The organism is Bartonella sp. AP9QHHD, assembly GCF_042195625.1.
In the GTDB taxonomy this organism is placed as follows: domain Bacteria; phylum Pseudomonadota; class Alphaproteobacteria; order Rhizobiales; family Rhizobiaceae; genus Bartonella.
The window spans coordinates 20558-41466 of sequence record NZ_JBHIOP010000003.1; the positions used below are offsets into that span (position 1 = coordinate 20558).

Sequence of the window (20909 nt, forward strand, 5' to 3'; positions counted from 1 at the left end):
TTGAACATTTGTTCTTAAATTTTATATTTTTATTATCTCAAAATAATATGACAGCAAGTTAAGAGGATAGTTACTACTTTCTCTTAATAAAACAATATGAAGAAGTATTTTGCTGGTTAAAATAAAGATGAGTCTTACATGTAATAAAAGACTATTCGTACGTACCGTATGGCGAAGCATTTTGATTGTTTTGCTATTACAAATGCTATGTGTATCTTTGATTTGGTTGTATTATTTTGTCCAGCCTCGTGGTTACCAAGCAACTTTAACATTTTCATTATCTGATTCTGTAGGAAAGCCATTACCAATTAAAAAGAAAGACAATGTTATCGCCTTTTTGTTTTCACAGCCTATGTTCTTCAATGATTCGAATTTTTCTTTAAGTGCTTCTTATAAGAAAAAAAATCATGAAAATATCCGTTTATCGCGTCATGGTGATTTTATCGATCTTACTTTTGAAGCCGAGACACTTGAAGCAGCTCAACGTGGGTTGGAAACTTGGTTTTCCGCATTTTCACAAGCAATCATAAAACAGAAACAATTCTTGTTAAATGATAAATTAGAAGACAAACAATATGATAATATTGCAATCCTTAATATCGTGCAGGAATTTCGTAAATCTATTGATTCTTTTATTCAGCGTGGTGTAAAACAAACAGAGCTTCATGATCTTTCGATGCAATTAACGCAAGCAACTTTAAAGCGTATTCATTTAACAAGTTTGAATTCAACGATTAACATGATGCGTGAAAATGGGCAGTCTTTACTGTCTTTATCGTTTATTGCAGGCAATTCAGCAATTGCTGCTCTGGAATCTAAACGTGATCTCTTGGAAACACAAAGAGCACATATGGCTGTGCAATTAGGGTGGACACATCCTCAAATTAAAGCGATGACTGCAGAATTAGAGACAGTTTCTCATCAATTAAAAAATAAAATTTTACAAATCGTTTATCAAGTTCATTCAGATGAGGTTATTGCAACGGAATTAGAAAAACAGCTCAAAAAAAGAATGAACTTTTTTGTAAAAGATCAATCCCAATCTTTGAATGAAATATTTAACGAGTTTGAAAATAAAATAAAAGTAGCAGTCGATGCCCAAAATGAAGCGATGAGCAAGTCTGCTCAACGAAGAGAAAAAATTATTGATTCATATCGGAGATTGAGTGATGATCCTCTTCTCTTACAAAATACAAATATCCACGTGGTCACGCCAACAACGTTAGCACCAATTTCTTTTATGGCTCTTTATGGAAAAAATATTCTTGTGAGTGCATTGGTCAGTTTCCTTACTCTTTTGCTAGGAATATTGTTATTCTATCCGTGCTTTAAAAGGAAAAAAGACCAAATCTCAGAAGAGGATTTGAGATCAAAAGAAAATGATCTTAAGAAGAATGAGAGTATTTTAGTCTCTCAAGAAATGAAAAATTTTGAAGCTTTTATTACGATAGAGGGATTATCTGATGTTTTGAAATGGCGTGCTTCAACCATTATTTCAATCATTGGACCAGAAGCTGCACGGACAGCGGCAAAGCTTTCACTTCATCTCACAAAAGAGAACAAAACAATTTTGTTGGTCGATATTTCTGGTCAACAAATAGAGAAAGTCATTGGCCCACATCGCGGACTGAGTGATATTTTAACGGGCAATGCCAAGTTGCATGATGTTATTTACCGTGATTATGATACGGGGGTTGATATTCTTCCTCAGGGGTTAACAAGTGCTATTTCAGCACAAGATTTTTCAAATGATATTTTTCATATATTACAAGAATTTAAAAAAGAATATGATTTTATCATCCTAGAGATGGCAAGCGAACCAAAATATGGGGTTGAGCAATTTGCAGAGCTAACAGACTATTATATTTGTAATACTGTTCTTAATGAACAAGAATGGATGATGCGTATGGTAGACAGCTTTCCAAAGACTGTTTATCGCGTTGTAGCATCATAAGCTTCGTAAAAAAGAAATATGTATCGCATGTTATAGTGGTACGCTTGTTTTTTGCTAAAGTTGTAGTACATACTAAAATAGACAAAGAGTTAATGTTTAAATTTTAAAATGCATTTTAGTTGGAGAGAAGCGTGGGGCAATCAGAGATGGCAGTAAAGAGATTAAACAATAGCATTTTAACGCCTGTGCAAAAGGAAAATAGAAAACATATACAGGTGTGGCTTTACTCTATTTTATTGCTTTGTTTGGCAATTGTCTTAGTAGGTGGCGCTACTCGTTTGACGGGATCAGGATTATCTATAACGGAATGGAAGCCAATACACGGCGTTATTCCACCGATTGGTGAGGATCAATGGCAAGAGGAATTTTTAAAATATCAACAAATAGCACAATATAAGCTGCTTAATCCTGATATGACCTTAAGTGCTTTTAAGGTCATTTTTTGGTGGGAATGGGCGCATCGTGTTCTTGGGCGTCTTGTTGGTCTTGTCGCTTTATTGGGGCTCATTTGGTTTTGGGCGACTAAGCGTGTTGAAAAAAATATCTTACTCCCGCTTATTGTTGTACCTATTCTTATCGCCTTTCAAGGCTTTATTGGTTGGTGGATGGTTGCTTCAGGGATTGGGCAAAGTAATTTAACAAGTGTGAGCCAATATCGTTTGGCATTTCATCTTATAACGGCATGTTTTGTTATTGTTTTTGTTACTTATTTATCTCGAGGGCTTGCAGAATATTCAGAAAAACCAGCAAATAAAAAGGTGCAATATTTTGCGGCATGGCTTGTTATTCTCGTCTTGATAGAGATTTATTTCGGAGCTTTGGTTGCAGGGCTTCATGCTGGAAAAGTCTATAATACATGGCCCCTTATGGATGGGCAGATTATTCCTGATGGATTGTTGCAGCATCGTCCTGTTTGGCTCAATTTATTCGAAAATTCCTTAATGGTTCAATTTATTCATCGGTTTTTTGCTTATTTTTTATTGATTGCCTCGGCTATTCATGCTTTCTATGTACAAAAAAATGCTCCACATTCAACTCATTCTCGTCGTGCATTTCTTATCTGTGTTATGATTATTATCCAAGCAGTCTTGGGTATCTTAACACTGTTACATGAGGTTCCGATAAGTTTGGGGCTCATTCATCAAAGTATGGCATTAGTCGTGTTGTGTTTTGTTGTTGCACATTGGCGAGCAACAAAAGGGGCTTATCGCGTTGTTGAATAAAAGTTTGTGGGTAGGGAGGTTTAGTCGCTTGAAAGCATTAAATTGAGGTTTTGGATAGCTGCAGCTGATGCGCCTTTTCCTAAATTATCGAATATGGCGCTGAGATTAAAAATACCTTCACGATCATTTCCAAATACGAACAGTTTCATACCATCTTTATTGGCTAAACACTCTGGATTAAGTCTTTGAAGTGAAGCAGTTTCTTCTTGTGATGCAACTAAAATGGTATTTTGTCCATCGTAATGGTTTGCGAGAATTTCGCGCAAATCAGAACAGTTTGCTGATTTTGTGAATAAATGGCGATGCAGAGGAAGATTCACAATCATTCCTTGGGGAAAACGACCCACACTTGGTATAAAAACTGGGGGTTGATTGATTTGTCCATAGATTTTAATTTCTGGCACATGTTTGTGTTCAAGATTAAGACCATAGATAAAATAATTGTCCTGAATATTTTGTTGAGATTGATTTTCCATTTGTAAAATCAACTGTTTTCCACCACCGGTATAGCCGGAGATTGCATTAATCGAGATGGGATAATCGGCGTCTAGCAGTCCTGCTTCACGGAGTGGGCGAATCAAACTAATGGCACCGGTAGGATAGCATCCGGGATTGGTTATATAATGTGCTGCTTGGATGCGCTTTCTTTGTCCTGCTGTCATTTCAGGAAAACCGTAAACCCAGTCTGGTGCAACACGGTGGGCTGTCGAGCTATCAATAATCCTAATGTTTTTATTTTTTTGAAGCCAATGAACCGTTTCGCGTGCAGCATCATCTGGAAGACACAAAATAGCAATATCGGCTTGATTAAGATAGTCTTGTCGCAGATGAACATTATGGCGATCTTTATGAGCAAGAGAGAGTAGTTTTAAATCTGTACGCCTTTCTAAGCGTTTTTGTATTTGTAGTCCGGTTGTGCCATGTTCACCATCAATAAAAACTTTGGTTAGCATTTTTATTTGCCTTCGTATTAACTTTGCCTATTATATTCAGCTTTTCACATTATAAATTATTTTTAATCATTAAATTATTGAATTTCTTTAGATTATAGATATTTTTTGTAAAAGGTGTAAACAAATAAGAGTGTAAAAAAAGAAATGTAATCTCATTTTTTACTATTCTCGAGAGGAAAGTTTTTCGCTGTTTTTATAACAAAGAATAAGATAAATATTTGCCTCATTATTTTTGAGTGTAAGTAGTTTAAAATGTTTGGTTTGCATGGTTTGCTGTGTTATCGTTCCTTGACTTTATTTTTTTTATGTTAGGAATGTGTTTTATGACTCAGCAAGAAAATGACGCACAAAAGCGCTTTTTTAATGATAATTTACAAACTGTTGATGGTGCAATTTTTGACGCAATTAGAGGGGAGTTTGAGCGTCAACAACATGAAATTGAGCTTATTGCTTCAGAGAATATTGTTTCAAGAGCGGTCCTTGAAGCGCAGGGGTCTGTTTTAACCAATAAGTATGCAGAAGGTTATCCAAGAAAGCGCTACTATGGTGGGTGTCAATTTGTTGATGTCGTTGAAGATTTAGCTATTGAAAGGGCAAAACTGCTTTTCGGTGCTGCGTTTGCGAATGTACAGCCTAATTCTGGTAGCCAAATGAATCAAGCTGTCTTTTTAGCTTTACTTCAGCCTGGTGACACATTTATGGGGTTGGATTTAAATGCTGGAGGTCACCTTACGCATGGTTCACCTGTTAATATGTCAGGAAAATGGTTTGATGTTGTTTCCTATGGTGTGCGTCAAGAAGATCAGATTATTGATATGGATGAGGTTGAGCAGCTTGCAAAAGAACGTAAGCCAAAACTTATTATAGCAGGGGGCTCATCTTATCCACGGCTATGGGATTGGGAAAGATTCCGTGAAATTGCAGATGAAATCGGTGCTCATTTACTCGTTGATATGTCTCATATTGCTGGTCTTGTTGCTGGTGGCGTGCATCCTTCACCTGTTCCACATGCGCATATTGTAACAACAACAACACATAAATCGCTTCGAGGTCCTCGGGGTGGTTTAATATTGACAAATGATGAGGCTTTATCCAGAAAAATTAATTCTGCAATTTTTCCTGGTCTTCAAGGTGGTCCTTTAATGCATGTGATTGCCGCAAAGGCTGTTGCGTTTGAGGAGGCTTTGCGGCCCTCTTTCAAGAGTTACAGTGCCAATGTTGTCGCTAATGCGAAAACTTTAGCAAAAACATTACAGGGTAATGGTTTTAATATTGTTTCTGGTGGTACAGATAATCATTTGTTGTTGGTTGATTTACGTTCTAAAAATCTAACAGGTAAACGTGCTGAATTGGCTTTGGGACGCGCTCATATTACCTGCAATAAAAATGGCATTCCTTTTGATTCTGAAACGCCATCTATAACATCGGGAATTCGTTTGGGATCACCTGCTGCCACGACGCGTGGTTTTTTAGAAAAAGAGTTTATTCAAGTTGGTCATCTGATTTCAGAAGTTCTTGATGGTCTTCGGAGTGCAAAAAGTGATGAAGATAATCATGCCGTTGAAATGGCTGTTGAGAAAAAGGTAAAAGATATAACGAATCAATTTCCTCTTTACTCTTATCTTACCACTCGTTAAGGATACAAAGGATGCGCTGTCCTTACTGCCAATATGAGGATACACAGGTCAAAGACTCTCGTCCAGCAGAAGAGGGGGCAGTGATTCGCCGCCGCCGTGTGTGTTCCGTTTGTGGTGGTCGTTTTACAACTTTTGAACGTGTTCAGTTGCGTGAGCTCTTGGTTGCTAAAAAAAGTGGACGATGTGAACCCTTCGATCGTGATAAGTTAATGCGATCAGTTGATGTGGCTGTACGTAAGCGCAATATTGATCCCGATCATATTGAACGAGCAATTTCTGGCATTGTACGCCAGCTTGAAAGTTTGGGAGAACCAGAGATTTCTTCAGAAAAAATTGGGCATCTTGTGATGGAAGCATTGAAAAGAATTGATGATATTGCTTATATTCGTTTTGCTTCTGTGTATCGAGATTTTCGTAATGCAAGCGATTTTCACGATGTTATAGATGAATTGTCAAAGGGTATCGCGGATACAGAATCTCGTTTTGATGAATAAAAAAGTGCAAGATGAACGGTTTATGGCTGCAGCTATTCGTTTAGCAGAACGTCATGTCGGTCTTACAGGTGAGAATCCTTCCGTTGGTACGTTAATTGTGCGAAACGATAATGGTGCTGTGGGGGCTTTTATTGTTGGCTATGGCGTAACAGCTATTCATGGGAGTCCTCATGCGGAAGTGCAAGCTTTACACATGGCAGGTTCTTTGGCTCAAGGAGCGACTGCTTATGTTACTTTAGAACCTTGTGCGCATTATGGAAAAACTTCGCCGTGTGTGAATGCGCTTATTGATTCAGGTGTTTCTCGAGTTGTTATTGCGCTGACTGATTGTGACAAGCGTGTTGATGGTCATGGTATTGCTCTTTTGCGAGCGGCGGGTATTGAAGTGGTTGAGGGCATTTTAGCTGAAGAGGCTTTTGAATCCTTATGGACGCATTGGTGCATAAGGAAGATACAACGCTGTGCGGTCACTTTTAAAATGGCAATTTCTGCCGATAATGGTGTTGGAAAAAGAGAGAAGGGCAGCGTAAAAATTAGTGGAACACTTTCTCATGCCCATACGCATATTCTACGTGCTCAAAATAATGCTATCCTCGTTGGTATTGGTACTATATTAGCAGATGATCCACAACTCAATTGCCGCTTGCCAGGGATGGAGATGCGCTCACCAATTCGTATTATTTTGGATGCAGATTTATCTATCCCCCTTGATGCAAAAGTTGTCCAAACAGCCATAAAAATTCCTACATGGGTTATTTGTGATGTGGATATTTCAAAGAAAAGCAAAAAAAATGCATTGGAGCAATATGGTGTGTCTGTTTATTCGGTCGAGATGAACAATGGTTGTGTAGAACCCTTTGCTCTTTTACAGATGCTTTATAAACATGGGATTAATAGTGTTTTATTGGAAGGGGGTGTCAAGACAGGGGAAAAATTTTTGAATGCTGGTTGTGTTGATCATTTGATATGTTTTCATACCCCCATTGTTTTAGGCAAAAATCGTATTGAAGCCCCTCATTTTGGAAATTATCTCTCGCAGTTTCATGAGATTGAGACAAGAATGTTTGGAAATGACCGTTTTTATAAGTGGAGACGTAAGACATTATGTTCACAGGAATTATAACGGATATTGGTTGTGTTGAAGATGTTCAACCTTTAAAGCAGGGGATGCGTTTAAAGATTTCTACCCGCTATGCTATAGAAAGCTTAGCAATTGGGGCGTCAATTGCTTGTTCAGGAATTTGTCTGACAATTGTAGAGCGAGGATTAAAGCAAGAAGATTCCAATTGGTTTGTTGTCGAGGCGTGGGAAGAAACATTACGTTTAACGAATCTTGCACAATGGATAAAAGGAACTTTTGTTAATTTGGAACGTTCGCTTCGATTGGGTGATGAAATGGGAGGACATTTAGTTTCTGGTCATATTGATGGTTTGGCTGAAATCATTGATCAAAAAAATGAAGGGGATGCAATTCGCTTTTATTTAAAAGTTTCAAGACAATTTATGCCTTTCATTGTTAATAAGGGATCTATTGCACTTAATGGGACATCTTTGACTGTTAATGGTGTTGAGGATTGTGTTTTTGATGTTCTTATTATTCGCCATACACTTGAAATGACAACGTGGGGACAAGCTAAAATTGGAGATCGGGTCAATTTGGAAATTGATCAACTTGCTCGTTATGCTGCAAAACTTTTTACTTTAAAAAGAGAAGATGAATAAGCCAACACTCTATTGATCGTTTTCAGAATTTTATGCTTTATAACTTTGATTTTTTTGATTCGTTTTTTGTGGAATTCCATTATGATGAAAGAGATAGGTAAAAAGCCTCACGTATTGATTGTTGAGGCACGTTTTTATGAGGGGATTTCTGATGCACTTTTGAGAGGTGCAGTGAATACTTTGCAAAAAGCTGAAGCAAGTTATGATGTTGTAACGGTTCCTGGAGCATTAGAAATACCAAGTGCAATAGCTTTTGCTGAACAAAACAAGATATCGTATGATGGTTATGTTGCTCTTGGTTGTGTTATTCGGGGTGAAACATATCACTTTGAAATTGTTGCTAATGATTCTTGTCGTGCATTGATGGATTTAACTGTTCATCAGCACTTGGCTATTGGAAATGGTATTTTGACTGTTGAAAATGAAGAACAAGCATGGGTGCGTGCAAAACTAGATGATAAAAATAAAGGTGGTTTTGCGGCTGAAGCTGCTTTATGTATGATCGCTCTAAAAAAGAGATTTGGAGATAATCGTTAAATATGGCTGATATAAAAAGCAGACATTTTCCGCGTTCAGCCAATAAACGTGGAGCAGCAAGACTCGCTGCAGTTCAAGCACTCTATCAAATGGATATCGTGGGTTCGGGGGTGATGGAAACGGCAGCTGAGTATGAGGCTTATCGTTTGGGAAAAGATATTGATGGAGATCAATATCTTGAAGCTGATTTTCAGTGGTTTTTGGCTATTATAACGGGTGTTGTAAAAGATCAAAAGCAGCTTGATCCGCTGCTTCATCAACAGCTTTCTGCAGAGTGGTCTCTTTCACGTCTTGATTCTATATTGCGAGCAATTTTACGAGCAGGTTTATGGGAGTTGATCAACCGTAAAGATGTTCCCGTTGCAGTTGTCATGAATGAATATGTTGACATAGCAAAGGCGTTTTTTGAAGGTGATGAGCCAAAACTTGTTAATGCAGTTCTCGACAGTATGGCAAAAAAAGTCCGCCTCTAAGAGCTACAAATCCCTATTATAGATCTGATATTATCAGACCTATAATATTGAAACGGTATGCAGACTATATAATTTAGTTATGGGGTGGCAAATTCACAGGGCCTTTTATAATTTGAATTAAGAAAGGATGTTCTTTCGTTACAGTTGGTGTTGTTTGTGTAATAAAATCAAACACTTGACCGTCTTGTAATCCGTAATTTGCAACTTTTGTAACCTGATTATTTTTACTGAAGTAAATGGCTAAAACTTTGCGATCAATAATCTTTGTTTTCATAAACTGCATCCCACGATAACGTGTCTGTGAGATGTAATAAAAAACTTCATTATCATATTTTGTTTTTAATGAAGGGGTCCCTAAAGTTAAAAGAACTTGCTCTTGACTTGAGCCAATAGAGATAGAACTTAGAGCATTTTTATCAAGAACATAGCCCTCTCTATAAATTTGGCTCGAACCTGAAGAATCAAGAAGGCTACACCCAGCAAGCATTCCTATGCTTGCTATTGATAGACCAATCAATAATTTACGTTTGATTAAGGCTATTATGTGAGGCATTTGAAACAATGGTATCTCCTTTTTATACTGAGATGTAGGACAAGAAGGCAACCTCAAGTTTTTTCTAATTTTAACTTAATCTACCGTAGCTTACACTGAGTTTCCCTGTTATAAAGCAAATTATGCCATATAGAATTTCTTTAGAAAAGAAAAAAATGCATAAATACTTGAGATAAATAAAAACATAGTGCTTTACGCGTTTTTATGTTTGGGAGTTGTCAATGAATGTTCAAAATGTTCCTCAAATGACATTTGCTTTGGCTTATCCAATATCTGTACGTTCTCTACCTGCTAAAGGTATAAGGGTTCATTTTTGTGCAAACAAAAAAGAATGTACACATTTAGCCCAGAACCATGATTTAATTGAAGTAAAATCTTGTGAGGGAAAATTCCATATTTTCCCGTGGAAAAAACGCGGAGTGCGTATAAAAGGTCTGTTGCAAGCGCGTATACTACAGTTATGTGTTGTTACATTGGAACCATTAGAAAATATCCTTTGTGAAAATATTGAGGTTGTTTTTGTTCCTGAAGATTCAAATTTGATGAAGCCCCAAATATCAGAGGATACAGGGGAATTGTTTTTAGATGTGGGGGGGCTTGATACTCCTGAAGTGTTTTATGATGATAAAATTGATATTGGCGCAATCATGGAAGAGTTTTTTGAGTTGTCTATTAATCATTATCCACGTAAAGAAGGGATAAAGATGAATATGGGTGAAAATTTAGAAGAAGCAGAGCGAAAATTCTCTCCATTTTCTGTTTTGAAAAATTGGAAGTGATTGTAGAAACATACAAAAAATATCTATTGTATGCTAAACGGTATTTTCTGCGGAGCGATTTTCGCAAGATGTGCTGTGTGAGTATTCAGGAGCCAAAAATCATAATATGTATTTAAAGATGTAAATGAAAAGATGTGGGATATGCAAGCGTGATTAGAATTTCTGTGGATGTCATGGGCGGTGATTACGGTCCAGAAGCAGCTATTGCAGGAGCAGCAATTGTACAAAAATATTTATCAAATATTTATTTTCTATTTTATGGAGTAGAGGAGGCAGTTCGTCCGGTTTTAAAAAAATATCCCTGTTTGGATTCTGTATCGCGCTTTTGCCCTACAGAAAGTTATACACGCATGGATGAAAAGCCAAGCCAAGCACTTCGTAATGGACGTGGTAAATCATCAATGTGGTACGCCATTGAAGCGGTAAAAAATGGTGAAGCTGATGCTTGCATTTCTGCTGGTAATACGGGTGCACTCATGGCCATGTCTTATTTTTGTTTGAAAATGCTTGCAGAGGCTGAACGTCCTGGTATTGCGGGTATCTGGCCAACACTGCGCAGTGAGAGTATTGTTTTAGATATTGGAGCAACAATTGGTGCCTCTGCTAGTCAGTTGGTTGATTTGGCGGTTATGGGAGCAGGTATGTTTCGCGCTTTATATCACACTGAAAGACCAAGTGTTGGGCTTTTAAATGTGGGGGTGGAAGAGGTTAAAGGACTTTATGAAATAAAAAAAGCAGGAATGATATTGCGTGAAGTGCAATTAGAAGGATTGGAATATAAAGGATTTGTTGAGGGCAATGACATTGGAAAAGGAACAGTCGATGTTGTTGTGACAGAGGGGTTTTCTGGTAATATTGCTTTAAAAACCGCAGAAGGAACCGCGCGACAGATAGGAGAGATTTTAAACTCTGCAATGCGCAGTTCTTTTTTAACATCTCTTGGTTATTTTTTATCACGGGGTGCTTTTCGTATACTGAAACATAAAATGGATCCTGATAGGGTGAATGGAGGAGTTCTTTTAGGTTTGAATGGTGTTGTTATAAAAAGTCATGGCAGTGCTAATGCTAATGGCTTTGCTTCTGCTATCCGCGTTGGTTATAAAATGGTTAATAATGGACTTTTACAAAAAATAACGGCTGATTTACGGCGATTTCATGAAAATAAAGCAACACTTTTTGACCAAGAAGATGAAGCGGTGATGAATGGAGAGTCCTTATGATAAGCTCTTATAATAGAAATAAAAAATTTGAAGAAAAGGTAAGAGCTGAATGATTCGGTCAATTATACGTGGTGTAGGAAGTGCTTTGCCGAAAAGAAGTTTATCAAATGATGAGATTGCAAAGTTTGTTGAAACGTCAGATTCATGGATTGTTCAGCGTACAGGAATACGCCAACGTTATATTGCCAGTGAAAATGAAACAACTGTTTCTTTAGGAGTTGAGGCTGCGCAAGCAGCACTTACAAATGCTGGTTTAACAATAAAAGACATCGATTGTATTATTTTAGCAACGTCCACCCCGAATCGTACTTTTCCTGCTTCTGCTGTTGAAATTCAGCATGCTTTGGGAATGAGCCATGGATTTGCTTTTGATATTCAAGCTGTTTGCTCTGGTTTTATTTTTGCTTTAACAACAGGAGATTCTTATTTACGGTGTGGAGGGGCTAAAAGAATTTTAGTTATTGGATCCGATACATTTTCTCGAATTTTAGATTGGGAAGATCGTACGACATGTGTTTTGTTTGGTGATGGTGCTGGTGCTGTTATTTTGGAAGCACTAGAAACTGAGGGTGATATTGCTTTTGAGCGTGGTATATTGTCTGCGAAATTGCGCTCTAATGGTGCTTATATAGATAAGCTATATGTTGATGGTGGACCTTCAACAACACAAACGACAGGCTATTTGCGTATGGAAGGACGAGAAGTTTTTAAATATGCTGTTGGTATGATAACGGATGTGGTTGATGATTGTTTTGCAGCTGCAGGTATGGATTCTTCACAACTAGATTGGTTTGTACCTCATCAGGCTAATAAGCGCATTATTGAAGCATCTGCTAAAAAGCTGGGAATTTCACTAGATAAAGTTGTGATTACCGTTGATCAACATGGTAATACGTCTGCTGCATCAGTTCCGTTGGCTTTAACAACAGCTGTTTGCGATGGAAAAATAAAAGAAGGAGATCTTATCATGTTAGAAGCCATGGGAGGTGGATTTACATGGGGAGCAATTCTTATTCGTTGGTAAATTATGGCTACTTGACCATATTTCAAGAAAACGTATAAGTCATTTTGTAATTTTTAATATTTTAATAGGTGGTTATAATGACAAGTAAGACAGTAACGCGTGCAGATTTAGCGAGCGTAGTTTGTAAAAGAGTGGGCTTGTCACATACTGAATCAGCAGCTTTAGTCGAATTGGTTTTGGATGAGATTTGCAACTCACTTGTAAGAGGTGAAGCGGTTAAATTATCTTCTTTTGCAACTTTTCAGGTTCGCAGTAAAAATGAACGTGTTGGACGCAATCCAAAAACAGGTGTTGAAGCACCGATTCCGCCGCGACGTGTTGTGACGTTTAAGGCTGCCAATGTCCTTAAACAGAGAATTTTAGATTCGCATCGTGCAAAACAGAAAAAATGATATCTCATAAATAAATGCCATGGTATGTTTGGTATTTGTTAAAGAAATGTATAAAATAAGGGTCTTTATTTTTTAGAAAAAGACTGGTGAGTAAGGTATCAATGATGGTCTTATTTTTGACTAATCTTGTTGAGAAATTGAGACAGAATGAGTCATTGTGAAGTAATTTATTTTGTTTTAAATAAGGTGTTACAAAATGGATAAAAGCTCTGATGCTTTTCGCACAATTAGCGAAGTAGCGGAGTTATTGGAGCTTCCGCAGCATGTCTTAAGATTTTGGGAAACACGTTTTAGGCAGATTAAACCAATGAAACGTGGGGGAGGAAGGCGCTATTATCGTCCGGTCGATGTTGATTTGCTCAATGGTATCAAGCAGTTACTATATGATCAGGGTTATACAATAAAAGGTGTGCAACGCCTTTTGAAAGAAAATGGTGTTGCTTTTGTGACTGCATTGGGTAATGGTGATCTTGATGCTATGAATGTGGTCATAGAGAAGAAACATGCAGGACAAACTTCTGAAAATGCTAGCAATAAGCCTAAGAAATCTTCTTTTGGGCTTTTGAGTTTCATGAGGAATGAGGGAGAAACATCTGTCGGTTCTGTGAATCTTTACAAAGATAAAACTGATAAAGCATTGTTACAAGAAATTCTGTTTGAACTCATTGAATGTAAGCGTGTTCTTGATAGAGCACGATAATAATATTTTTTTATTTTATATGTGTTTCGTAGATATTTAGATGTTTTATGGATGTGCACAGAATTTTATACGTTCAACGAGTAGTCATATATCGTATGTGTATATTTAACGAGTTTTTTATAAGAGTTTTTCATTTGGTAAAACATGAAGAAGAGAAAGAATAAACGCTGAGTTTTGCCATTTTTTTTGATTTGGCTTTATAAAAATTAAGGCAATATCTCATCAGTGTAGATTGCGGGATGTAGAATGCCATTAGCTTACCAATTCATGTGCTTGTTTTAAAGAGATGTTTCTTAAGGCTTCTTAATCTTATTTTACCATAATGCCTCGTGAATGATTAATGGTAAACTCGTTGAGTACCGCTATTTTTATACTTATGAAGGTTCAAGTCGGCATCATCATTATAATTATAGCCTGTTCTCAATGACTGCAACAATTCTTAGCACTTTAGGCGGTTCATTGTAGGCATTTTAAAAGTCCTTTCTCAATAATTTTTATCCACGCACTCATTCCGCTTGTTTCGTGCAAGCAAATGATTTTGATAGATTCAACATAAACATATTAAAAATAAGAGAAGCCTATGATATTCGAAACCTTATTTAATATGAACAACGATATATTATCATTATAAATCAATATCTTGTCCTTTTTATAAGGGCTTATCTTACGAATAAGAAATATCATTGTTCAGCTAATTTTACATATTTTTTATTAATAAATATAATCTTGTTTTCAGTTTTCTTGCTTGATGTTTCTATAATTATTGTAATGATCTATCCATGATAATAGCAGAATTTTTTCATTATAAAGGTAAAAGATTAATGTTATTATTAATATTCAATTGTCTATGATTTTTGCATTTAAACAGCTCATAGCTTATATTCAACTTTTTCACCAATCCACCTTGTAGAGAAAGAGCACGTTATTCTTTCTGGTGACAGGTCATTGTGCATGAAACAAAAACACACTACAATATCAAATTATTTCATTTTGTACAAAAACTGAAAATTTATAGTAAAAAATTAACGTATTACCATCTTCCGTGATATTATGCATTTATTACACGTTGCAAATCTGGAGGTGTTGCTTCATTTGAGAGTTGTTTAATCACATCTTCTACAGATAAAAGGGTTTGATTTGTACTTCCTAAGCGGCGCATATTTACGCTGTTTGTTTCAGCTTCACGTTTGCCACATACCAAAATTACGGGGACTTTTTGTAAAGAATGTTCTCGTATTTTATAGTTAATTTTTTCATTGCGGAGATCTATTGTTGCGGAAAGCCCAACAGCTTTAAGTTTTGCTGTTATTTTTTGGGCATATTCATTTGCTTCGGATGTAATTGTTGCAACAACAATTTGTTCAGGAGCAAGCCAAAGTGGCATATGTCCAGCAAAATTTTCAATTAATATACCAAGAAAACGCTCCATTGATCCAAAAATAGCACGGTGGATCATAACAGGTTGACGTTTTTCTGAATCTTTATCAATATAGAATGCACCAAAACGTTCAGGGAGATTAAAGTCTATTTGTGTTGTTCCACATTGCCATTCACGACCGATAGCATCCTTTAATGTATATTCAAATTTTGGACCATAAAATGCTCCTTCACCTGGAAGGATGCTTGTTTTGATTTGTCCTGCAAATTTTGTTTCAATCGTTTTAAGGACAGATTCCATGATACTTTCTGCATGATCCCATAATGCATCAGATCCAACTCGTTTTTCTGGACGGGTTGAAAGCTTAAGACTAATTTCTTTAAAACCAAAATCGGCATAAGTTGATAAAATAAGATCATTAATACTGAGACATTCATCGGCTAATTGTTCATCAGTACAAAAAATATGCGCATCATCTTGTGTAAAACCACGCACACGCATAAGACCATGTAAAGAGCCTGAAGGCTCATAACGATGAACAAGTCCAAATTCAGCAAGTCTAATAGGCAAATCACGATAAGATTTTAAACCATGTTTAAAAATTTGCACATGACCAGGGCAGTTCATTGGTTTAAGGGCATAAACATTCCCATGATCTGAATCTTCTTCTGCTGAAATTACTTTGAACATATTCTCCTTATACCAACCCCAATGGCCAGATATTTCCCAGAGTGACCTATCGAGAACTTGTGGTGCATTAACTTCAGCATATTGATGATCATCAAGGCGTCTACGCATATAGCTGATCAAATTTTGGAACATTTTCCAACCTTTTTTGTGCCAAAAAATCATTCCTGGCCCTTCTTCTTGAAAGTGAAATAAGTCCATTTCACGTCCCAAGCGGCGATGATCACGTTTTTCAGCTTCTTCTAGCATATGGAGGTAGGCTTTTAAGTCATTTTCATTTGCAAATGCTGTTCCATAAATTCTCGTGAGCATTGGATTATTGGCATCGCCACGCCAATAAGCTCCTGCAACTTTCATTAATTTGAAAGCATTCCCAATTTGCCCTGTAGATTGCATGTGCGGTCCGCGACAAAGATCAAACCACTCCCCTTGATAATAGATTTTTAAATCTTGATTTTCAGGAATGCTATCAATAAGTTCAACTTTATAAAATTCCTTTTTCTCAGAAAAAACTTTTCTTGCTTTTTCACGAGACCAAATTTCTTTTCTAAAAGGTTTATTGCGTTGGATAATTTCACGCATTTTCTTTTCAATGACGGTGAGATCATCTAATGTGAAAGGTTGTTGGCGTGCAAAATCATAATAGAATCCGTTCTCAATGACAGGACCTATTGTTACTTGCGTTTCAGGAAAGAGCTCTTGCACTGCTTCAGCAAGGACATGGGCGCAATCATGCCTTATGAGCTCAAGAGCGCGTGAATCTTCTCGGGTAATAATCTCTACTTGACCAGATTGTCCCAATGGATCCGATAAGTCTCGCGTGATACCATCAAGACTATAGGCGACTGCTTTTTTTGCAAGTGATTTAGAAATAGATTCTGCTAATTCCAAGCCTGTCATTTCAGCGGGGTAATTACGTTTTGAACCATCGGGAAAAAAAAGAGAAATAGAGCAAGACATAAAAACACCCTTTTAATCCAATTCCGCTAACGATTGCGGATGGTTTCGTGAAAATTGAGTAAAAAGCTTATAGACTAATTTTTTATCAATACATGTGAAAAAAGAAAAGGATTATTTGTTGTGTTTGTCAGAAATTTTCCAGTAACGCCAAGGTTTATAAAAACAGCAAGAATTTCCAAGCGATGGAGGGACTGGATCAAAGCCATCTGTTCCAAAGGGCCCACAACGCATGATACGAAAGAGTCCCATCCATGCACCAGCCCAAAGCCCATGGCGTGCAATCGCTTCATATGTATATTCTGAACAAGTCGGGGCATGGCGACATTGATTACCTATAAGGCTCGAAAGTGTTATTTGATAGAACCGTATTAAGAAAATACCCAATAATCGTCCGGGTGTTTTTTGCCAAGTGCCTGTGTAATTCCGAGTCAACTTTTTTTGTCTAGATTGTGATTTGAACATTTATTTTTCTTCAATTTTTTGAATGCAGTCTATCGTTGCATCAAAGGGTAGTAGTGTTGCTGCATGGCGCACTTTATAGTCTTTAATGGGCTGTAAGCAAGAAAAATCCTCAAATGGAGCTTGAGGAGAAGGGCCATTTTGCGTTAGCATTTGGTAGATAACTTCACGCAATATTTTAAGATCTTGAGTTGTTTGTCCGATGATATGAGATGCTAAAAGTGAAGCTGAAGCTTGCCCTAGCACACATGCATGTATTTCGTGAGCAAAATCGGTAATAATACTATTTTCCACTTTTAAATCTACAGTGATTGTCGAACCACAAAGGTGTGCATGTTTTCTTGATGTTGCATCAGGATTATTAAGACGCCCAATTTTGCCTATATGTGCAGCATATTTAAGTATTTTATCATTATAGATAGTATCAATCATGCGCTATTGCCTGAAATTTTGAAAGTCGTGATTGTTTAAACTTTTAATTCGCTTATATAGAGATTATACAAAATGAGATAGGTATGGAGCAAATGCTTTGTATAGAGTAAGCTTGGAGTTTTTGAATGCGTAATGTTGTTAAAGAAGACGCAAATTTATCTGAAGAAAAGCGTCCGAGTATTGAAAAGGTGGAAGAAGCGATTCGTACATTACTCTTATGGATAGGGGAAAATCCAAATAGAGAAGGGCTTTTAGATACTCCAAAACGTATAGCCAAGGCATATCGCGAGCTTTTTAATGGTTATAGTCAATCGGTTAAAGAAACCTTAGGTACAGTTTTTGAAGAGGTTTCAGGATACAATGAAGCCGTAATCGTAAAGAATATACCTTTTTATTCACACTGTGAGCATCACATGATCCCAATTATTGGGAAAGCACATATAGCATATCTTCCTAATGCAAAAATTGTTGGTCTTTCAAAAATTGTACGTGTTGTAGATATTTTTTCTCGTCGTTTACAAACTCAAGAAGCTATGACAGCGCAAGTGGCTCACGCGTTAAAAACGTATCTGAAGCCTCATGGTGTAGCAGTATTGATTGAGGCTGAGCACATGTGTATGGCTATGAGAGGAATCCAAAAACAGGGCTCTACAACAATTACAAAAAACTTTCATGGTTATTATGAAAAAGATCAAGCGGCACAAGCACATTTTATGATGATGGTTCAAAGGTCATAGTAAAGCCCATATTTCTCTTAATCTTTATTAAGTTATAAAGCATCCGGATAAAATAAATTATGAGAAAAAGAAAATTGGCTTGTACCTTTCTTTATGATTTGTTAAAGGCTAAAAACCAAGATTTTTTCTTTCCACGTGCGGTCGTGGCGGAATTGGTAGACGCGCAGCGTTGAGGTCGCTGTGGGGCAACCCGTGGAAGTTCGAGTCTTCTCGACCGCACCAGTTAGCAGTGAGTCTCTCCATAATGAGATGAAGTTATGTTAGAGAGAGGGGATTTATAGGCATTATAGAAAAATCTTTTTTGTATGTTATTTGTTGGTGTGTTGCCAATAATGTTTCGTTTTTTATTACTTTATCTATGCATTTGAAATGTTATATTTTTATAAGGTGGGGTGAAGTTGCAGTGAGAAGTATAATGATTCTGAGATATTTAACACTTCTTATTTGTATTTCTTTATTATCAGCGTGTAGTGATTCACGTGCTGTACTTTGGCATGGGGTGCATGCAACACCTTCTATGACTGCCGTAGAAAGGGAAGTTGAAGGGAAACCAGTTTCTCCAAAAGCCGTCGTTCCAGTGTATGTTGCAACAAGTCGTATGATGCAAAATAATTACGCTCAACCTTATGGTGCAGAGCGATCAAATAAAGTTCATTATAATCGCGTTGACGTAGGAATTCCTCAGCAACATGTAAAGGGAGTTGTTGAAATAAATGCCTATAAACCTACGCATGATAAGTATTTTGCAGCAGTAGCATTGCAAAAATACGATAATAAAGAACAGTTTAAACAGCAATTAAATGCTGCTTTAGCAAAAAAGCCAAAAGGAAAAAGAGAAATTTTTCTTTTTATCCATGGGTATAATAATAATTTTGCAGATGGTACATTTCGTACAGCACAATTTACACACGATTATTCTTTAAATGTTGTCGCTGTGCATTATTCTTGGCCTTCGGCCGGATCAGTTCCTCTTTATATTTATGATCGTGACAGTGCTAATTTTGCCCGTGACGGATTGATAGAGCTTTTAACACTTATTAGTGAAACCAATGCTGATCAAATTTCGGTTATTGCACATTCTATGGGCAATTTTGTTATAATGGAAGCATTTAGAACGTTAGCGTTACAGGGAAAATATAAGCCTATTCGTCGTATTACAAGTTTATTAATGGCTGCACCAGATATTGATGTTGATGTATTTGAGCGCCAACTTAATGATATAAAAAAACTTCCGCAGCCAACCGCTATTTTAGTATCCAGAGCGGATAAAGCTCTTGCGGTTTCAGGACGTCTTACGGGTGGACATCATCGTGTGGGCGATGGCTCAGATATTGAAATGTTGCGTAAAAATGGAATAGCTGTTCTTGATTTTTCTCATGTGGATGGGGGAGCACACAATGTCTTTGCATCTTCGCCAACGTTGATGGCTCTTTCTCGAGAAGGTTCTTTGGCTTCCACAATTATGCAAGGTACAGAATTGTCACCTAGTCAAGCCCTTCTTGCTGATGGTAGTAGTGTGTTGGAAAAAACAACACATCTTATCCTTTATACACCTGTACGTTTTCTCTCTCCACGGATTCCACGTTGATCGTGAAAAGAGAGAAGGGGCTCCATCGAATAATGTATTGGAGGTAATATTTTTTAGCACTTTCTTTAGAATGGTCTTGTAAAATGAAAAATAAATAGCGGGATGAATGTAAAAAACAGTCATTAGGTGAGTTTGTGATGATTGCACGGAAACGCTATGTTAATACGCCTACAGTTGTTGATTATTTGTCTCATTCCGCAATTAAGTTATTAGACATTCATGCTATGCTTGTGAAGGTGAGAAAAGGTGATATGGGGGAAAAACCAAATTTATTGCGTCAAATTGATTCTACAAAAAAACAGTTAGATGAGATAAGCCATGCTCTTATTTTAGAATATCGTAAACGCCAAGAAAATGAGCGTTTTTTAAAACAAATTCTGCTATCCATTTCTGATCAACTTTTTGCACTTAATAATGGTTTTAAGGAAACAGGACGTCTTTTTTTTCAAGAAGTTAGAATACTTCAATCTCAGATGCAATGTTTATATGAGGGAAAGGAGAGGCTGCATTTGTTGAATAGCCAAGAATCTTTTTGTTCTCCGTCAAAGATTGATGAAGTCATTAAACAGTTACAAAAAGCACGAGAAAAGCTTATTCTTGAAAGCCCACATCTCTTTGAAAAAAGCACAAAAGCTAAACAATAAAAGTTCTTTAGTTGAGCAGATAGATAATTTGAATTTTACAGCAAAAACGCTGTTAAATAGAAGGCTATAACCTTTTTAAAGCAAATTCTTTTCTTTAATAAATGAAACACATGCCTTATATCTTTGCTAAAGTTAAGGCTGATGAATTAGGTGGCTTTATTGAAAAAAATGTTTGTGGAAAGAATTTTACAAAAAACTTTCTGATTCTTTTAATAATAGCCCGCCGGATAATTTTACCAATGTCATAAAGTTGTTAGTATATTCATTAGGCAAATAAAAAGCAAGTAAAATAAAATAGTTATGTCTAATATAAGGGAATAGGTGAATCTTGATTCTATTGAGTTTTTTTGCCTCTATCCCTCA

Annotated in this window: 21 protein-coding genes and 1 tRNA gene; 17 read left to right on the forward strand and 5 right to left on the reverse strand. The window is 36.7% G+C overall.

Annotated elements, in window-relative coordinates:
• The first annotated feature begins 127 nt into the window (after positions 1 to 127).
• The gene (locus ACFIK4_RS00115) at positions 128 to 1954 is read left to right on the forward strand and encodes a hypothetical protein (protein ID WP_375674477.1); all 1827 of its coding nucleotides are present in this window, start codon (positions 128 to 130) and stop codon (positions 1952 to 1954) included.
• 146 nt (positions 1955 to 2100) lie between these two features.
• Positions 2101 to 3177, forward strand: a complete 1077-nt coding sequence (locus ACFIK4_RS00120; RefSeq protein WP_375629412.1) for a COX15/CtaA family protein — start codon at positions 2101 to 2103, stop codon at positions 3175 to 3177.
• 20 nt (positions 3178 to 3197) lie between these two features.
• Here ACFIK4_RS00120 and argC read toward each other — a convergent pair whose 3' ends face one another.
• The gene (argC, locus tag ACFIK4_RS00125; protein WP_375674479.1) at positions 3198 to 4130 is read right to left on the reverse strand and encodes an N-acetyl-gamma-glutamyl-phosphate reductase; all 933 of its coding nucleotides are present in this window, start codon (positions 4128 to 4130) and stop codon (positions 3198 to 3200) included.
• A gap of 323 nt (positions 4131 to 4453) precedes the next feature.
• Between argC and glyA the strand changes: the two genes are divergently transcribed.
• From glyA to nusB, 6 genes are all read left to right on the forward strand, one after another.
• On the forward strand, positions 4454 to 5767 hold the full coding sequence (gene glyA / locus ACFIK4_RS00130) for a serine hydroxymethyltransferase (protein ID WP_375674481.1): 1314 nt from the start codon (positions 4454 to 4456) through the stop codon (positions 5765 to 5767).
• Between the two features lie 11 nt (positions 5768 to 5778).
• Positions 5779 to 6261 (forward strand): transcriptional regulator NrdR, encoded by a 483-nt coding sequence (nrdR, locus tag ACFIK4_RS00135; protein ID WP_375611570.1) that lies wholly within the window; start codon positions 5779 to 5781, stop codon positions 6259 to 6261.
• Complete coding sequence (gene ribD, locus ACFIK4_RS00140) at positions 6254 to 7384, forward strand: bifunctional diaminohydroxyphosphoribosylaminopyrimidine deaminase/5-amino-6-(5-phosphoribosylamino)uracil reductase RibD (protein ID WP_375611590.1); 1131 nt, start codon at positions 6254 to 6256, stop codon at positions 7382 to 7384. Before nrdR ends, ribD begins: the two co-directional genes overlap by 8 nt.
• Complete coding sequence (locus tag ACFIK4_RS00145) at positions 7366 to 7983, forward strand: riboflavin synthase (protein ID WP_375611571.1); 618 nt, start codon at positions 7366 to 7368, stop codon at positions 7981 to 7983. The genes ribD and ACFIK4_RS00145 overlap by 19 nt, the downstream gene beginning before the upstream one ends.
• Positions 7984 to 8064: 81 nt before the next feature.
• Positions 8065 to 8520, forward strand: coding sequence for a 6,7-dimethyl-8-ribityllumazine synthase (locus tag ACFIK4_RS00150; protein ID WP_375611572.1), 456 nt, complete (start codon positions 8065 to 8067; stop codon positions 8518 to 8520).
• Between the two features lie 2 nt (positions 8521 to 8522).
• A complete protein-coding gene (gene nusB / locus ACFIK4_RS00155; RefSeq protein WP_015856452.1) occupies positions 8523 to 8993 on the forward strand; it encodes a transcription antitermination factor NusB in 471 nt (156 codons plus the stop codon).
• Between the two features lie 73 nt (positions 8994 to 9066).
• Here nusB and ACFIK4_RS00160 read toward each other — a convergent pair whose 3' ends face one another.
• On the reverse strand, positions 9067 to 9546 hold the full coding sequence (locus ACFIK4_RS00160; RefSeq protein ID WP_375674487.1) for an outer membrane protein assembly factor BamE: 480 nt from the start codon (positions 9544 to 9546) through the stop codon (positions 9067 to 9069).
• 221 nt (positions 9547 to 9767) lie between these two features.
• Here ACFIK4_RS00160 and ACFIK4_RS00165 point away from each other — a divergent pair, with 221 nt between their 5' ends.
• The 5 genes from ACFIK4_RS00165 (at position 9768) to ACFIK4_RS00185 (ending at position 13661) form a co-directional block, all read left to right on the forward strand.
• A complete protein-coding gene (locus tag ACFIK4_RS00165) occupies positions 9768 to 10325 on the forward strand; it encodes a DUF177 domain-containing protein (RefSeq protein WP_375613060.1) in 558 nt (185 codons plus the stop codon).
• 149 nt (positions 10326 to 10474) lie between these two features.
• Positions 10475 to 11545: a phosphate acyltransferase PlsX gene (gene plsX / locus ACFIK4_RS00170; protein WP_375613059.1), complete on the forward strand. Its 1071-nt coding sequence runs from the start codon at positions 10475 to 10477 to the stop codon at positions 11543 to 11545.
• Positions 11546 to 11594: 49 nt separating this feature from the next.
• Entirely contained in the window at positions 11595 to 12569 is a 975-nt protein-coding gene (locus tag ACFIK4_RS00175; protein WP_375629381.1) for a beta-ketoacyl-ACP synthase III, read from the forward strand.
• A 77-nt stretch (positions 12570 to 12646) separates the two neighbouring features.
• Positions 12647 to 12961: an integration host factor subunit alpha gene (locus ACFIK4_RS00180; RefSeq protein WP_273791377.1), complete on the forward strand. Its 315-nt coding sequence runs from the start codon at positions 12647 to 12649 to the stop codon at positions 12959 to 12961.
• A gap of 196 nt (positions 12962 to 13157) precedes the next feature.
• Complete coding sequence (locus ACFIK4_RS00185) at positions 13158 to 13661, forward strand: MerR family transcriptional regulator (protein WP_375607116.1); 504 nt, start codon at positions 13158 to 13160, stop codon at positions 13659 to 13661.
• Between the two features lie 1048 nt (positions 13662 to 14709).
• On the opposite strand, the gene thrS is transcribed toward ACFIK4_RS00185, so the two are convergent.
• The 3 genes from thrS to ACFIK4_RS00200 form a co-directional block, all read right to left on the reverse strand.
• Positions 14710 to 16686 carry a threonine--tRNA ligase gene (gene thrS / locus ACFIK4_RS00190; RefSeq protein WP_375611577.1) on the reverse strand — a complete coding sequence of 659 codons (1977 nt, stop codon included), beginning with the start codon at positions 16684 to 16686 and terminating at the stop codon, positions 14710 to 14712.
• Between the two features lie 111 nt (positions 16687 to 16797).
• Positions 16798 to 17148 (reverse strand): membrane protein insertion efficiency factor YidD, encoded by a 351-nt coding sequence (yidD, locus tag ACFIK4_RS00195; protein WP_375607118.1) that lies wholly within the window; start codon positions 17146 to 17148, stop codon positions 16798 to 16800.
• Positions 17149 to 17577 carry an iron-sulfur cluster assembly scaffold protein gene (locus ACFIK4_RS00200; RefSeq protein ID WP_375611578.1) on the reverse strand — a complete coding sequence of 143 codons (429 nt, stop codon included), beginning with the start codon at positions 17575 to 17577 and terminating at the stop codon, positions 17149 to 17151.
• A 125-nt stretch (positions 17578 to 17702) separates the two neighbouring features.
• On the opposite strand from ACFIK4_RS00200, the gene folE reads away from it, so the two are divergent.
• The 4 genes from folE (at position 17703) to ACFIK4_RS00220 (ending at position 20546) form a co-directional block, all read left to right on the forward strand.
• On the forward strand, positions 17703 to 18314 hold the full coding sequence (folE, locus tag ACFIK4_RS00205; protein WP_375611579.1) for a GTP cyclohydrolase I FolE: 612 nt from the start codon (positions 17703 to 17705) through the stop codon (positions 18312 to 18314).
• 137 nt (positions 18315 to 18451) lie between these two features.
• Positions 18452 to 18536: transfer RNA gene (locus ACFIK4_RS00210), tRNA-Leu, on the forward strand.
• A 193-nt stretch (positions 18537 to 18729) separates the two neighbouring features.
• Positions 18730 to 19902: an alpha/beta hydrolase gene (locus ACFIK4_RS00215; protein ID WP_375611580.1), complete on the forward strand. Its 1173-nt coding sequence runs from the start codon at positions 18730 to 18732 to the stop codon at positions 19900 to 19902.
• Positions 19903 to 20039: 137 nt separating this feature from the next.
• Positions 20040 to 20546: a hypothetical protein gene (locus ACFIK4_RS00220; protein WP_015856440.1), complete on the forward strand. Its 507-nt coding sequence runs from the start codon at positions 20040 to 20042 to the stop codon at positions 20544 to 20546.
• The last annotated feature ends 363 nt before the right edge of the window (positions 20547 to 20909 follow it).

Coding starts and splice junctions, on each gene's coding strand:
- ACFIK4_RS00200 (WP_375611578.1), bottom strand. CDS start 17,577: ATGATTGATACTATCTATAATGATAAAATACTTAAATATGCTGCACAT.
- folE (WP_375611579.1), top strand. CDS start 17,703: ATGCGTAATGTTGTTAAAGAAGACGCAAATTTATCTGAAGAAAAGCGT.
- glyA (WP_375674481.1), top strand. CDS start 4,454: ATGACTCAGCAAGAAAATGACGCACAAAAGCGCTTTTTTAATGATAAT.
- ACFIK4_RS00220 (WP_015856440.1), top strand. CDS start 20,040: ATGATTGCACGGAAACGCTATGTTAATACGCCTACAGTTGTTGATTAT.
- nusB (WP_015856452.1), top strand. CDS start 8,523: ATGGCTGATATAAAAAGCAGACATTTTCCGCGTTCAGCCAATAAACGT.
- ACFIK4_RS00175 (WP_375629381.1), top strand. CDS start 11,595: ATGATTCGGTCAATTATACGTGGTGTAGGAAGTGCTTTGCCGAAAAGA.
- ACFIK4_RS00115 (WP_375674477.1), top strand. CDS start 128: ATGAGTCTTACATGTAATAAAAGACTATTCGTACGTACCGTATGGCGA.
- thrS (WP_375611577.1), bottom strand. CDS start 16,686: ATGTCTTGCTCTATTTCTCTTTTTTTTCCCGATGGTTCAAAACGTAAT.
- ACFIK4_RS00180 (WP_273791377.1), top strand. CDS start 12,647: ATGACAAGTAAGACAGTAACGCGTGCAGATTTAGCGAGCGTAGTTTGT.
- argC (WP_375674479.1), bottom strand. CDS start 4,130: ATGCTAACCAAAGTTTTTATTGATGGTGAACATGGCACAACCGGACTA.
- ACFIK4_RS00185 (WP_375607116.1), top strand. CDS start 13,158: ATGGATAAAAGCTCTGATGCTTTTCGCACAATTAGCGAAGTAGCGGAG.
- ACFIK4_RS00165 (WP_375613060.1), top strand. CDS start 9,768: ATGAATGTTCAAAATGTTCCTCAAATGACATTTGCTTTGGCTTATCCA.
- yidD (WP_375607118.1), bottom strand. CDS start 17,148: ATGTTCAAATCACAATCTAGACAAAAAAAGTTGACTCGGAATTACACA.
- ACFIK4_RS00150 (WP_375611572.1), top strand. CDS start 8,065: ATGATGAAAGAGATAGGTAAAAAGCCTCACGTATTGATTGTTGAGGCA.
- ACFIK4_RS00145 (WP_375611571.1), top strand. CDS start 7,366: ATGTTCACAGGAATTATAACGGATATTGGTTGTGTTGAAGATGTTCAA.
- ribD (WP_375611590.1), top strand. CDS start 6,254: ATGAATAAAAAAGTGCAAGATGAACGGTTTATGGCTGCAGCTATTCGT.
- ACFIK4_RS00160 (WP_375674487.1), bottom strand. CDS start 9,546: ATGCCTCACATAATAGCCTTAATCAAACGTAAATTATTGATTGGTCTA.
- ACFIK4_RS00120 (WP_375629412.1), top strand. CDS start 2,101: ATGGCAGTAAAGAGATTAAACAATAGCATTTTAACGCCTGTGCAAAAG.
- nrdR (WP_375611570.1), top strand. CDS start 5,779: ATGCGCTGTCCTTACTGCCAATATGAGGATACACAGGTCAAAGACTCT.
- ACFIK4_RS00215 (WP_375611580.1), top strand. CDS start 18,730: ATGATTCTGAGATATTTAACACTTCTTATTTGTATTTCTTTATTATCA.